The sequence below is a fragment of the Rothia sp. P5766 genome (genome assembly GCF_048513555.1).
In the GTDB taxonomy this organism is placed as follows: domain Bacteria; phylum Actinomycetota; class Actinomycetes; order Actinomycetales; family Micrococcaceae; genus Rothia.
The window spans coordinates 85,621-97,306 of sequence record NZ_JBLXXS010000011.1 but is presented as its reverse complement, the minus strand read 5'-3'; the positions used below and the strand labels follow the sequence as shown (position 1 = coordinate 97,306).

Annotated in this window: 19 protein-coding genes; 18 read left to right on the top strand and 1 reads right to left on the bottom strand. The window is 56.0% G+C overall.

The genetic code is table 11. The features are described from left to right. Positions 1 to 149 precede the first annotated feature (149 nt). Positions 150 to 542 carry a hypothetical protein gene (locus ACN08V_RS07415; RefSeq protein ID WP_419105087.1) on the bottom strand — a complete coding sequence of 131 codons (393 nt, stop codon included), beginning with the start codon at positions 540 to 542 and terminating at the stop codon, positions 150 to 152. 100 nt (positions 543 to 642) lie between these two features. Between ACN08V_RS07415 and ACN08V_RS07410 the strand changes: the two genes are divergently transcribed. The 18 genes from ACN08V_RS07410 (at position 643) to ACN08V_RS07325 (ending at position 11,686) form a co-directional block, all read left to right on the top strand. Continuing rightward, complete coding sequence (locus ACN08V_RS07410) at positions 643 to 840, top strand: helix-turn-helix transcriptional regulator (protein WP_419105086.1); 198 nt, start codon at positions 643 to 645, stop codon at positions 838 to 840. Then, positions 837 to 995, top strand: coding sequence for a hypothetical protein (locus tag ACN08V_RS07405; protein ID WP_419105085.1), 159 nt, complete (start codon positions 837 to 839; stop codon positions 993 to 995). The genes ACN08V_RS07410 and ACN08V_RS07405 overlap by 4 nt, the downstream gene beginning before the upstream one ends. Continuing rightward, on the top strand, positions 992 to 1,297 hold the full coding sequence (locus ACN08V_RS07400; RefSeq protein ID WP_419105084.1) for a hypothetical protein: 306 nt from the start codon (positions 992 to 994) through the stop codon (positions 1,295 to 1,297). Before ACN08V_RS07405 ends, ACN08V_RS07400 begins: the two co-directional genes overlap by 4 nt. Next, positions 1,294 to 1,452, top strand: a complete 159-nt coding sequence (locus ACN08V_RS07395) for a hypothetical protein (protein ID WP_419105083.1) — start codon at positions 1,294 to 1,296, stop codon at positions 1,450 to 1,452. Before ACN08V_RS07400 ends, ACN08V_RS07395 begins: the two co-directional genes overlap by 4 nt. Next, positions 1,449 to 1,724: a hypothetical protein gene (locus ACN08V_RS07390; RefSeq protein ID WP_419105082.1), complete on the top strand. Its 276-nt coding sequence runs from the start codon at positions 1,449 to 1,451 to the stop codon at positions 1,722 to 1,724. The genes ACN08V_RS07395 and ACN08V_RS07390 overlap by 4 nt, the downstream gene beginning before the upstream one ends. A 64-nt stretch (positions 1,725 to 1,788) precedes the next feature. Next, positions 1,789 to 3,222, top strand: a complete 1,434-nt coding sequence (locus tag ACN08V_RS07385) for a ParB/RepB/Spo0J family partition protein (protein WP_419105081.1) — start codon at positions 1,789 to 1,791, stop codon at positions 3,220 to 3,222. After that, a complete protein-coding gene (locus ACN08V_RS07380) occupies positions 3,222 to 3,827 on the top strand; it encodes a hypothetical protein (RefSeq protein ID WP_419105080.1) in 606 nt (201 codons plus the stop codon). Before ACN08V_RS07385 ends, ACN08V_RS07380 begins: the two co-directional genes overlap by 1 nt. Then, positions 3,796 to 4,038, top strand: coding sequence for a hypothetical protein (locus ACN08V_RS07375; RefSeq protein ID WP_419105079.1), 243 nt, complete (start codon positions 3,796 to 3,798; stop codon positions 4,036 to 4,038). Before ACN08V_RS07380 ends, ACN08V_RS07375 begins: the two co-directional genes overlap by 32 nt. After that, positions 4,035 to 4,370: a hypothetical protein gene (locus tag ACN08V_RS07370; RefSeq protein WP_419105078.1), complete on the top strand. Its 336-nt coding sequence runs from the start codon at positions 4,035 to 4,037 to the stop codon at positions 4,368 to 4,370. The genes ACN08V_RS07375 and ACN08V_RS07370 overlap by 4 nt, the downstream gene beginning before the upstream one ends. Before the next feature lie 4 nt (positions 4,371 to 4,374). Beyond that, a complete protein-coding gene (locus ACN08V_RS07365) occupies positions 4,375 to 5,145 on the top strand; it encodes a phage antirepressor (protein ID WP_419105077.1) in 771 nt (256 codons plus the stop codon). Positions 5,146 to 5,153: 8 nt separating this feature from the next. Then, the gene (locus tag ACN08V_RS07360; protein WP_419105076.1) at positions 5,154 to 5,612 is read left to right on the top strand and encodes a hypothetical protein; all 459 of its coding nucleotides are present in this window, start codon (positions 5,154 to 5,156) and stop codon (positions 5,610 to 5,612) included. Further along, on the top strand, positions 5,609 to 5,800 hold the full coding sequence (locus tag ACN08V_RS07355) for a hypothetical protein (protein WP_419105075.1): 192 nt from the start codon (positions 5,609 to 5,611) through the stop codon (positions 5,798 to 5,800). The genes ACN08V_RS07360 and ACN08V_RS07355 overlap by 4 nt, the downstream gene beginning before the upstream one ends. Positions 5,801 to 5,879: 79 nt before the next feature. Continuing rightward, positions 5,880 to 7,073 carry a hypothetical protein gene (locus ACN08V_RS07350; RefSeq protein WP_419105074.1) on the top strand — a complete coding sequence of 398 codons (1,194 nt, stop codon included), beginning with the start codon at positions 5,880 to 5,882 and terminating at the stop codon, positions 7,071 to 7,073. Between the two features lie 104 nt (positions 7,074 to 7,177). Next, the gene (locus tag ACN08V_RS07345) at positions 7,178 to 7,873 is read left to right on the top strand and encodes a hypothetical protein (RefSeq protein WP_419105073.1); all 696 of its coding nucleotides are present in this window, start codon (positions 7,178 to 7,180) and stop codon (positions 7,871 to 7,873) included. A gap of 200 nt (positions 7,874 to 8,073) precedes the next feature. Then, complete coding sequence (locus ACN08V_RS07340) at positions 8,074 to 8,406, top strand: HNH endonuclease (RefSeq protein ID WP_419105072.1); 333 nt, start codon at positions 8,074 to 8,076, stop codon at positions 8,404 to 8,406. A 154-nt stretch (positions 8,407 to 8,560) separates the two neighbouring features. Further along, on the top strand, positions 8,561 to 8,866 hold the full coding sequence (locus ACN08V_RS07335; protein WP_419105071.1) for a hypothetical protein: 306 nt from the start codon (positions 8,561 to 8,563) through the stop codon (positions 8,864 to 8,866). Between the two features lie 52 nt (positions 8,867 to 8,918). Next, the gene (locus ACN08V_RS07330; RefSeq protein WP_419105070.1) at positions 8,919 to 10,277 is read left to right on the top strand and encodes a hypothetical protein; all 1,359 of its coding nucleotides are present in this window, start codon (positions 8,919 to 8,921) and stop codon (positions 10,275 to 10,277) included. Then, on the top strand, positions 10,274 to 11,686 hold the full coding sequence (locus ACN08V_RS07325; RefSeq protein ID WP_419105069.1) for a phage portal protein: 1,413 nt from the start codon (positions 10,274 to 10,276) through the stop codon (positions 11,684 to 11,686). The genes ACN08V_RS07330 and ACN08V_RS07325 overlap by 4 nt, the downstream gene beginning before the upstream one ends.

The following is an 11,686-nucleotide window of genomic DNA, read 5'->3' as shown; positions in this document are numbered from 1 at the left end:
CCTTGAATGGTGCGACAAAGCCGAATCCCTCCTAGAAAAAAGACTTGCAACCATCGACAAGCAATACGCACAGATGATTGCCGAATACCCTACAGAAAGGAGCCGGCTACAAACCAAGTTGGACGAGGTTCGACAGCACAAGGCACTGCTTACCAGCGCTCAATCTGACGACGCTCAAAAGCGAAATCAATGTACTCATCAAACTCCCGAATGCCAGCAACATAAATCCGGGTAACAGGCTCATATTCATCATTGAGTAGCACTTTACCGGCTTGCCATTGTTCTGACAGCAATTCATAGAGATCAGCTAGGCGGACAGCTTTAAAAGGTTCAGCATCGGACAACACACCGTAGTCACATGCAAATGGGCTAGTGGCAGGAATCCTAAAGAACACGGACTTGCCGACCCGAATCTCAACCCAATCAGAAGCACTCTTCGGAAATTTACGAATAGCTGACTCCCAGGCAAATACAACCTCAGCATCGGCTTCAAAACGTACCGGCGAAGTAGCGCCCTGAACAAAGAACTCGATATAAGCCAAAACGACCTCCTCAATAGCTAACGGAGGTTAAAAGTATCTCGTTAAACCGCCCGGCGCGGAATACAAGCACAACAGACAAATTTTTGAAAGGAGCTGACATATGGCTACTGCAACTGCTACCCGTACCGAGTTCTACTCAGTCAGCGACCTTTGCCGAATCTTAGGTGTCAGCGACGAGACTCTCCGCCGCTGGCGCAGACAAGGCAAAGTTCCGCCCCCGGTCATGATTGGGCGTTCACCTAAGTGGCCCCCCTCGGACCTCGAATTCATGGTGCAAATGAACCGGGAGGGCGCATGAACCCCGGCACCGTTACCCGCAAATCATGCCCGGCCTGTGAATGGGCCGAAGAGCGCAGCTCACGCACTGCGCTAGGTCGTCTGGCCGATGAAGAAGAACTTGAGCTGTTGCTCGCTGAGCACCAGCGGAACAACCACCAGAAGGAAGAACAATGACCGCAACCGTTGAAATGGTCCACGAGCGAGTGGGCATCGTCATCACCCGCGAAGACAAACCGCGCCGCCTGGCCGCCCAAGAAGTCCAGTACCGGGCCTACAAAGACCCTAAGCGCCGTGCTGAGGCCCGCCGTCAGGCTGTTAAACACGCTCTGACAAGTGCGCTGGAGCCTCGCTCCCCTATCACTATTGACTGGGCCACTAATGAGGTCTTCGCTTCTGAGGGTGGCTGGACACGCCAGATCGCTACCTTCACCACTGAGCAGTATCAGATTGAGCAGGTCCCGGCGGTGGCGGCATGAAGCTGAGAACGTGGTTCGCTCTGCTGGGTCTGCTGGCTTTCTTGGGGCTGGCTAACCCCGGTACCGCCAACGGTGGCACTCTGGCCGCCCTCGCCCTGGTTCCGGTGCTGATCTACACGATGCCGGCGTTTGGGCGCTCTGGGGGTGGCCGGTGAGTATTCTGCCCGAACCCCGTATCACCGAGCCGCGTTTCTGGGTCAAGCGAGCCAGTGAGCCTGCTGTGCTGGTGCTCCGTAAGCAGCGGGTGCTGAGTACCCAGCGTATTGCGGTGGAGCTGGCTGAGAAAGCCGCCGAGCTCCGGGCCGAAGCGCACCAGGTAGACCGCGTGATCCAGGCCTATCGCCGTGAGCATGGCCTAACCGCTGAGCAGATCCGGCAGGCCCGCCGTCACCACTCCTTCTTTAGCTACCGCAACCCGATGGGCTAATCAGCCCCGAATTCTTTGTCCGTAAGTTTCCCCAAAAGTTTCCACCCACGAAAGACCCCAACCCATGACTACTATGACTATCACCGACCTGGAGCTCACCCAACTCTTTCCTAGCCCGTTGAACCCTCGCGAAGATGTAGGGGACGAACAGGCTATTAGCGAGATGGCAGATTCTCTGCGCGAGAAAGGTCTGCTACAGCCCCTTCTCGTGGTGCCTCACCCTTCCCGTGAGGGCGACTATGAGGTTCTTATTGGCCACCGTCGTCTGGCCGCCGCTAGGCGTTTGGGCTGGTCTAGCCTCTCGTGCGAGGTGGTAACTGACCGTTTCACCGGTGATGCAGACAAAATCGCTGTCATGCTGACCGAAAATCTTCACCGGGCTGATCTAACTGCAGTTGAAGAGGGCCAGGCTATGCAAGCCATGCTTGATTTACCTGGTTACTCCCTTGAGAAGGTGGCTAAGGCAACCTCTAAGTCTGTTTCGACGGTGCGCCGTCGTACCCAGCTGTTGGGTGCTGGTGAGCAGGTTCTTGCGGCGGTCAAGGAGAAGAAGATTGACCTGTTCCAGGCTGAGGAAATCGCTAAGTACAGCGATGAGCCCGACCTGGCAAAGGATCTGACTACCGCCGCTGAGTCCGGTGATGATTGGCGCTGGAAGCAGGCTACCAGTCGGGCTTCTAGCACCCTGAATTGGCGGCAGTCCGTTGATAAGTTGCACGCCCATCTGACCGGGCTGGGTTATGAGCTGATTGATGCTGAGCAGACCCGGTCATCTGAATACACATTTCTGCCGCCTTTCTATTACAGCGAACTGCCGACGAAGCCGCAGGAAGTGCTGGAACTGTCGAACTACGTTATCCCTCAAAAAGTCCTCGATGAGTACGGTAAGGATTGCTTGCGGGCATACTTGAGTCACGGCGCTCAGCGGGTCCAGTGGTACGCCTTCATTGAGCAGGAGGAAGAGGCTGCTGAGCCTGAGCTGACTGCTGAGGAAATCGCGGAGCAGGAAGCTCGTGAAAAGGTTGAGCTGGCCCTGCGCGTGGAGCACCCCAAGTTCAAAGAGCACTTGGAGGAGCTGGTTCATAAGCCGGCCAAGCTCAAGGGAACCGCTCATGCCGCCCTGATCGCTGCTATCTGCGACAGAAACTACACGCTGAAATCCGTTCTGGAAATTTTTGGTATCGACCATGACCCTGAGGATAAGGACCTGCGGGAAAAGGGACGCGCCAAGCTCGCTGAGAAAACTATCGACCAGCTCGCCTACGCCCTCTTCTTGTATGAGGTCATCAACGTAAATGGCTCCGGCACGAGCAATCTTTACAGGCTGAATGAGCATGACCCGGCGCAGAACGGGACTTGGGCCGCGCGCAAGTTTGAGTTCTTAGAGAGTGTCTACGGTATTGAGCCGGGTGAGGCTATCAGGCAGGCCTGGGCGTTTTGGGAGCCAGCTCTGCCTGGGACTGAGGCTGAGGGTGTTAGTGATGAGGTGAACTTCTAATGAGCAGTGGCTATGTTTACCGTGACCCGAAGCGTGCCGGCGGCGCTTTAGCCGCCCAGGCACCCGCCCCGGCCCCTGCTCCGGCCGGCCGCCGGGTTCCGAATCCTGCGGCTGTGGCTCAGGCTCTGCGGGCCAAGGACGCCCGTATCAAGGAACTTGAATCTCAGCTTAATGATTATGCCGAGAATTACGACACCTTGGCCGGTATCAACGCTGACCTGACTAAAGCCTTAGCTGAGGCCAAAGACCTCACTGAAAAAGCGGAGGAAGAAACCAGAGCACTCAAGGTTGAAGCCGAGCAGACCAGCATCACCAAGGTCCTAGAGGAAGAACTGACAGCAGAGCGAGCTAAGAACGCCGAACTCACCGCTAAGACCAAGGAGCTGCAGGCCCAGCTCACCCGCTCGCGCCGCAAGGTTCAAGATGCCCGCAAAACCGCCCAGGAGCACGCGGGCGCAGCAGTAACCATCAGCGCCAACGGTGTGGAGCTCCACGGGGCCTACCAGCGAGCACCTATCGAGCAGATCACAGGAACCCTGAACCAGGCTTTCGAACTTTTCGTAAGGAGCGCAAGTGACCGCCACATTGCTGACGCTCGCCGCTAAGGGCTTCGCCACGGTCTTACTGGCTGCTCTGCTGGCAACAGCGCTCACCCTGGCTGCGACCGTGGCCATCAACCCCGCACAGCCCTTAGCCCCTGCTGTAAAAGCTCGCCTACAGGCTTACCTCACCGACCACGAGCAAATAGGCAGCCCACAAGGCTACAGCCTCCAAGACATCATCAACATACTCGACGAACAGGAGAAAACCCCATGACCAATAAAACTATTACCCTCTACACCAAATCAACCGGCTGCCAGCCCTGCAACCTGACCAAACGCAAGTTCGTAGATGCTGGTATCGCCACCAAAGACGAAAACGGCCACCTCATATCAGCCATCGACGGTGTCACTCTCAAGGTCTACGACGTAGACAAAGAAGAGAACCGCAAACTCGCAGAAGAACTCGCCCATCAAGGCATCACCTCAGTACCCGTCGTCATGCTCAACTTCGCCCTCGAACCCGAAGACACAGCCCCTTGCGACTACTGGCGCGACTTCCGACCCGACCTCATCGGAGCACTAGCCAACCAACTCACCGAGGAATAACCCCATGACCCAAGACATCCAGAACTTCAGCTTCAACAGCTTCCTGCTACGAGCAATACTCATCAGCGGCAACCCCTACTTCATAGCCAAAGACGTAGCCAACGCACTTGGGTATGCACAAACCGGCCACATGCTCCGAATGCTAGAAGAGGAAGAAAAGGGGACCCACAAAGTGGATACCCCTGGCGGAACCCAGCAAATGAGCACCATCACTGAATCAGGGCTCTACAAAGCAATCTTCAACTCCCGCAAACAAGAAGCAAGAGCTTTCAGTAACTGGGTAACCCACGAAGTCCTACCCACCATCCGAAAAACCGGCCAATACCAAGCACCCCAGGGCCAGACCCTCGAACAGCGCTCGCTGGCGCTCATGCAGGAACTCACCGCTGTAGTCCAGGAGCAGAAGGCTCAGCTTGAGGCCGCTAAGCCCAAGGTAGAAGCCTTTGAGGATTTCTTGAGCGCTGAGGGGTCTTGCTCGGTCGGTGACGCCGCCAAGGTGCTGCAGCGGGCTGGAATTGATGTCGGTCCACTGCGGCTCTTTCGGGAGCTGGACGCGCGTGGCTGGACCTACCGCCGTGCCGGTGAGCGCCACATCAAGCAGACCGCTATTGAACGCGGCTACCTCACGGCCAAGGCCCAGAGCTACTACGACCAGAACGAGGGCGTTCGCAAGGTAACTACCCCGCAGGTACGCGTAACAACCAAGGGTCTGACCCGGCTCCGGGAGCTTCTGCTCCCACCCATTGAAGAACAAATAGCCCAACTCGAAAACTAGGAGAGAAGATGAAACGCCCAGACATTCTCGCAGTTAAGCCACGTCATAAGGCCCCGGTGCAGGCCTACTTCGCCCTGGCCCTCATTACTAGCCTTTTCATCACAGGTATCGCCTGCGCCGTACTTGCAGGTGTAGTCCAGCAGAAGTCGTCAGGGTCGGCCCCGCCTTCTTCCCTGGTACCAACGGTCAGGCCCACGGTATTCACGTACAAGGCCCGTCAACCGGTCACCGGGGCCTACATCACCACCACCGGAACCCCCACCGCCCGCGCGGATGGTTGGGCTACGAACCCCTCTGACAAAGGAAAAGGCATCTGGTACGCCCACGGCCCTGACACCGCCAGCCTGACCATCACCGCCGACGAACCAGCCACCCGAATCATCTGGGTACTCCCCGACGGCTCCCAACGGCTCCAAGAGGACGACCTGACCGACTACGACCCAGAGACAACAGGAGAGCGAAAGTGACCGAGGCACTTGTAGAAGAAATCAAAGATATTTCAGAAACAATCTATAGTGCTGACCGCAACGGAAGAACACAGCTACAAGTCCCCATCGACGAAACACATGCAACAGAACTAGCTAATCATTTCAATGCACTCGGATTCACAACAGATATCAGCGAAAAAAGACACCTAAAAATTCGCTGGCAGTAACCAATGACCACCACAACCCCAAGGAGCCCACCATGCACCAACACCCCACAACCAACCACCGCACTCGCGGAGGTAAGTAGTGCCTTGGCTGAGAGTCGGAGACACAAGCATTACTCACCCCGTAGTCCTCCGTGCCTTAGAACTTGAGGAAGCTGATGGCAGGACTCTTTGGGAGCTCTTCGGTTTCGTTACTGCCTGCGCAATTCACGCAGCAGGGCATAAAACCGACTACGTCGTGGAACTCGGCACCATCCGCTCTATTGCTGGACTCTCGGAAGCGCCGCGTCTCATCAAGTCAGCAATCGCATGTGGCTACTTCACCGAAGTTCAGGGTGAAGACGGCCGTAAGGCCTACAAAATCATTGATGACCACGAACTATTCCACATGAGGCTGAAGGAGGATATCGAATGGGAGAATAGGCAGCGCAACGACACCAGGAATAAAACGTTTATCGTGCCAATCCGCAAGCGCGACGGGGACGCCTGTCGCTGGTGCGGAAAAGTCGTATTCTGGGGTGATCAGAAAGGCCCGCGAGGTGCGACCTATGACCACATCAAGCCAGGTCATGGTGCAGTCACCCCTGACGACATGGTCGTTGCCTGCCGTTCATGCAACAGCTCACGAAAGAATGATGTATTCGCTTGGGCAAATCGCACCCCTCTGCCTGTTCCGGAGGAACCCCGATACGGCCAGAAAACAGCACGTTTCCTAGCCGATAACGGCGAACCTGTCGAAGAAGTCTATGCCCTACCTATCGAGGTCAAAAGCGCTGAGCGTTTCGTCCCTGTTGAGCCCACCGGTGAAGTTGATTCAGCTGCGGTTGAACCGGCCCCTGTCGAGCCTGAAACACTGGCTCCAGAAGCTACGGGTCCCAAAACTGTCGATCCTTCCCCGGTCGAGGCGCCAGAGGAGGAAACCTATAATTTCGACCTCGAACGAATGGACGAAGCACTCGAAAACGCACCCGACTGGGTCAAGGAAGCTCACGCCCAAAGCGCCAAAGCTGTTGAGCCTGAAACACCGGCTCCAGCAAGTTGGACTCCAAGCATTGCGCCTTGGGCAACAGCACCAAATAACTCAGCCGACTTATCACACTCCGAATCACTCGCAATATCCAGGGCGACGGATTTGGATATGCCGGGACGGGACGGGACGGGAAGTAGAAATACTAACCACAAGAAAGACTCAGTGGTCTCAGACAAGGCCACCAGTGTGCCTAAGCCTAGAAGAAGGCGCCGTAGAAGGAGAAGGAAGAAAACTAATGAGCAGTAAACCTATGAGTATTTGGGGGCCTCCAGTAAAGCCCTGTATTCCCAAGAGCTTCACGATGACAGCCCAGGAACTCCGCGAGCGCGAGTTGAAAGGTGGTGGGTTTGGTGCCTGAGCATGTTGTTGATGACCCTGGTTGTGGTTGCTGGGGGTGTGTTGAAGAAACTAGCCTGCGTTCGAGGGCTTCTAGTGCTCTGGGGCTGTTGGCTAAGGAGCGGCGTCGGGTTGATTTGGTAGGGATTGGTGAGGATGCGCCGGTGGAGTACTGTCTGATTGACCAGTTGCAGCAGTGTCTTACGAACTCTGCTGGTGGTGCGAATGTCGGGCGGGGCCGTCCCGGTCTTCCTTATGATGTTGCGGCGTCGGAGATGTGGACTGCTCTTTGGCTGGACTTGCGGAACGATGTTATGGATTGTGCAATCTTTAGCGAACCTGATACCCCTCAGCATCATGCTTTGGTGTTGGTTGAGGCTGTTGATGGTTTGCCGGTTGATTGGCTGGAGCAGAGGGTTCTGGTGTGGGAGTTCTGGTGTAGGTCGATTCAGGCGCATGTGCATCCGTCTCGGAAGACTCCGGTTGAGGGGCCTTGCCCTAATCCTGAGTGTCGGCAGACCCGTTGGGCTTCTTATGATGAGGAGGGTGATCGTGTTTCGGATACGGCACTTGTTGTTACGTGGGAGGCTGATGTTGTCTCAGGCATGATGTGTCGGTGTTGTTTCTCTGCTTGGGGTAGAGGTGATCTGCTTGGGCTGGCTCAGGTGCTCAATGAAAATCTTGGGCAGGTTCTTGCGGGCGGGGGCTAGGGGCTGTTAGAGTGGTCAGTGCATCGGTTTACTGTATCTAAAATCAGTAAATAACTTCGAGGGCCTTCACTTGTTGGTGAGGGCTCTTGTTGTTTAAGGTGCGGGAGCCTTGGGGAAGGCTTGCGGGTTAAGGCTGGCGCGGTGCCGGCGCTTTTTTCGAGTGCCGGGGCCGCGCTGCTGGATCTTCGACGCGGTGTGAGGTGAGTTCCTTGGTTTCATCACGAACAGGAACAAGCAAATGGCTGAGGATTGCCCGTAAAGCTAAGGCTCAGGCCTTAGAGGCTGGGCTGTATACCTGCCCTTTGTGTGGGGTGGCCTTAGATTGGGTGCGGTCTTGTCAGCCTAATAGTCCTGAGGTTGATCATGTGATTCCTTATGCAGAAGGTGGCACGGATTCTTTGGAAAATGTGCGTGTTATCTGCAGGCTGTGCAATCAGCGCTTAGGTGGGAAGTTGGGTGCTTCTCGGGGTGTGAGGTCTAGGGCTACGGATAGGGCAGTTCCGGTGGTTTTTCCGACAGCTGTTCCTTGGTGATGTGTTGGGGGTAGGGGAGGTGCCCCTCCCCTGCTACCCCTGCCAGTGCCCCTCGGCATAGCGATATCTCCCCAGCGAAAATACACAGATGCCCTGGTCATTTCGATTTTTCCACACATGTTTTTTGTAATTTAGTGTTCGGGGGTGGTCCTGAGTGGCTGGTAAGAAGCAGCTGGAGCCTCTGGACTTGGCTGCCCGGCCTGTAGCAGGGTCGGTAACGGAAGCGGCGGAGACGGGCAGCAGGCTAGATAGCCTTAAGGCGCTTCGGTCTGTGGTTACCCGCCATATTGATTCTGAGAACACTCTTGCCCGTGATCTTGCTGCGCTCTCTCGCCAGTACCTTTTGCTGTCTAAAGAAATTCAGGAACTTGAGGAGTTAGAGAAGCAGTACGGGGATGAGGGAGGGGATGCTGAGGATGAGTTATCAGCGGAGAGCCCCTTCTCAGAGGAAGCTATCTGATCTTGCTAGGCATCTTGTTATTCCTCAGGGTTTAGAGACTACTGCCTGGCCGATGATTGCCCGTCAGCTTCAGCGGATGAGCTATCCCTTGGATCGTTGGCAGGTTGGTTTTGGGCAGCTTCTTTTCGCTAAGCGAGCCGATGGGGTTTATGGGTGTGGTGTGGGTGGGGCGGTCGCGTCTATCCCTCGCCAGGTGGGTAAGACTCATATGATGGCTGGGCTTATGTTTGCTCTCTGTATTGCTCAGCCTAGGACTTTGGTGCTGTGGACGGCGCATCGTGCTCGTACTCATTCCGAGACGTTTGGGTCTATGCAGGGGGTGGCTAATCGCCCTGAGATTGCTCCCTTCATTAAGACTATTCAGCGAGGTTCGGGTAAGGAAGCTGTGGTCTTTGCTAATGGTTCTCGTATCCTTTTTGGGGCTCGTGAGAACGGGTTTGGCCGTGGTTTTGCTGAGGTGGATGTTGAGGTTTTTGACGAGGCTCAGATTCTTTCGGAGAAGGCAATGGAGGACATGGTTCCTGCCACCAACGCCGCGGAGAATGGTCTAGTTATCCTTTTGGGTACCCCTCCGCGTCCTTCTGACCCTGGGGAGGTTTTTGCCAGCCGCCGTGAAGCTGCTTTGGCTGGGGACGCGGATACTCTCTATGTGGAGTTCTCTGCTGATGAGAACGCGAACCCTGATTCTCGGGTGCAGTGGGCTAAGGCTAATCCGTCCTACCCGCACCGCACGAGCGAAACAGCTATTTTGCGTATGCGTAAGCTCTTGGGCTCAGATGACTCGTTCAGGCGTGAGGGTTTGGGTATCTGGGATAAGACCGCTACCTCAAAGGCGTTTAGGTCTGATGCTTGGAAGGTGCTGGTCTCTGAGCCGCCTGCTGAGGGGAAGGATGTCTTTGGGGTCCGTTTTAGTGTTGATGGTTCTGAGGTTGCCTTGGCGGCAGCCCGGAAGCCAGCAGATGGTGGCCCCATATTCGTTGAAGCTATTCGCTCTGAGCCGGTGGCCAGTGGCACGGATTGGCTGGTTGAGTTCCTTGTGGCACGCAAGTCCACTGCTGCGCAGTTCGTGATTGATGGTAAGGCGGGTGTTGGTTACCTGGTTCAGGCTCTGCGGGACGCTGGTGTGAAGAACAAACTGCTGATTATCACTCCGACCACAGATCAGGTCATTACGGCTCACGCTATGTTTGACCGTGGTGTTGTTGAGGGCGGTCTTGCCCATTCAGGCCAGGAGGGATTAACTCAGCAAGTCCTCTCAGCCTCGCGTCGGTCTATCGGTAAAGCTGGTGGCTTTGGTTGGGAGGCCCCCGAAGGTGGCTCCGTGACCGTTATGGAAGCCGCAACCCTCGCCTTTTGGGGCGCAAAAATAACTAGGCGCAGGCCAGGAAGAAAGCAGGTGGTTTCAGTATGATGCTTCACGCCGTCAGCTCTATTGCCACCCCGGCAACCCCTCGGCTGGGTGAATCTGAGATTGGTGCCATCGAGAAAATGCGCAACCAGCTCGAAGCTAAACGCTACCGCAATATGAGCAGGCAACTCTATTATGATCAGAAAGTGCTACTCAAAGACCTGCGGATTTCGGTACCTCCCCAGCTGCGATCTATGGAGTCAGTGCTGGGCTGGCCAGCCAAAACGGTGGATGTGTTGGCTGATCGTATTCACTTTGAAAGATTTGTTGCCCCCGGCAAGACCGAAGACCCATTCGGGCTAGATGAAATGGTCAACGCCAACGACTTCCGCAAGGCTTTTGATGAAGCGGTCACCAGCGCTCTGACCCATTCTTGTGCTTTTATCACAGTCTCTCACGGCCAGACAACTGCGGGTGAACCTGAAATCCTGTGGCAGGTCAAATCGGCCCACACCGCAACTGGCCTGTGGGACCCCCGCCGTAGGGCTCTTTCAGCGGGCTTAGCGGTTACTGGATACGATCTGGAGGGCACCCCAAACCAGTACGTCGCCTATTTCATGGATAAGGTCGTTATCTTGAGCATTGGAGCCGGAGGGCGGGTGATCCCAGAGATTATCCCCAACCCAACGGGCCGGGTGCTCATGGAACCCGTCGTCGCTGGCGCTGATTTGCGTCGCCCCTTTGGGCGCTCGCGTATCAGCCGGGCCGTCATGTCCCTCACCGATTCAGCCATTCGAACAATTGTTCGGTCTGAGATTGGTGCTGAGTTTTTCGCCTCACCCCAACGCTACGTGCTTGGGGCTGAGCCGGATGCCTTCGCAAATTCCAAATGGTCGGCGCTCATCTCCCGAGTACTAGAGGTCAGCAGGGATGAAGAGGGCCAGATCCCTGAAGTTGGTCAGTTCTCACAGCTCTCTATGCAGCCACACACCGACCAGCTGAGGCAGTGGGCCGCCCTTCTCGCTGCTGAGTCTCAGATACCGCTAGATGAGCTTGGTTTCCCCTCAGATAACCCGTCCTCTGACTCGGCTATTCAGTCCCAGCGGGACCCCTTACGGCTGGCAGCTGACAGGATGATACGCGGCTTTACTTCCTCCTTGCACCGCCTGGCCTACACCTCGGTGATTTTGAGAGACGGTAGGGCGCAAGACGGTCTAGAACGTGTTACCGGCTGGTTCGCCCCAACCCTGCACGTTTCTGATGCAGCCGCCGCTGACGCCGTGCTCAAGCAAGTAACAGTTATGCCCTGGCTCGCTGAGTCACCGGTCATCCTGGAAAAGCTCGGGTACTCACAATCAGCTATTGAGCGCCTACTGGCCGATAAGAGACGAGCTCAGGGAGTCAGTGCCTTGGCTCAGCTCCGCACCTCAACTCCCAGCCCTGTGCCTGACACCGAGGGCACAGACATGTAG

Bases quoted from the DNA above. Each gene is read 5' to 3' on its own strand.
- ACN08V_RS07400 (WP_419105084.1), top strand. From the start codon at position 992: ATGACCGCAACCGTTGAAATGGTCCACGAGCGAGTGGGCATCGTCATC.
- ACN08V_RS07385 (WP_419105081.1), top strand. From the start codon at position 1,789: ATGACTACTATGACTATCACCGACCTGGAGCTCACCCAACTCTTTCCT.
- ACN08V_RS07360 (WP_419105076.1), top strand. From the start codon at position 5,154: ATGAAACGCCCAGACATTCTCGCAGTTAAGCCACGTCATAAGGCCCCG.
- ACN08V_RS07325 (WP_419105069.1), top strand. From the start codon at position 10,274: ATGATGCTTCACGCCGTCAGCTCTATTGCCACCCCGGCAACCCCTCGG.
- ACN08V_RS07395 (WP_419105083.1), top strand. From the start codon at position 1,294: ATGAAGCTGAGAACGTGGTTCGCTCTGCTGGGTCTGCTGGCTTTCTTG.
- ACN08V_RS07410 (WP_419105086.1), top strand. From the start codon at position 643: ATGGCTACTGCAACTGCTACCCGTACCGAGTTCTACTCAGTCAGCGAC.
- ACN08V_RS07405 (WP_419105085.1), top strand. From the start codon at position 837: ATGAACCCCGGCACCGTTACCCGCAAATCATGCCCGGCCTGTGAATGG.
- ACN08V_RS07380 (WP_419105080.1), top strand. From the start codon at position 3,222: ATGAGCAGTGGCTATGTTTACCGTGACCCGAAGCGTGCCGGCGGCGCT.
- ACN08V_RS07365 (WP_419105077.1), top strand. From the start codon at position 4,375: ATGACCCAAGACATCCAGAACTTCAGCTTCAACAGCTTCCTGCTACGA.
- ACN08V_RS07330 (WP_419105070.1), top strand. From the start codon at position 8,919: ATGATTGCCCGTCAGCTTCAGCGGATGAGCTATCCCTTGGATCGTTGG.
- ACN08V_RS07370 (WP_419105078.1), top strand. From the start codon at position 4,035: ATGACCAATAAAACTATTACCCTCTACACCAAATCAACCGGCTGCCAG.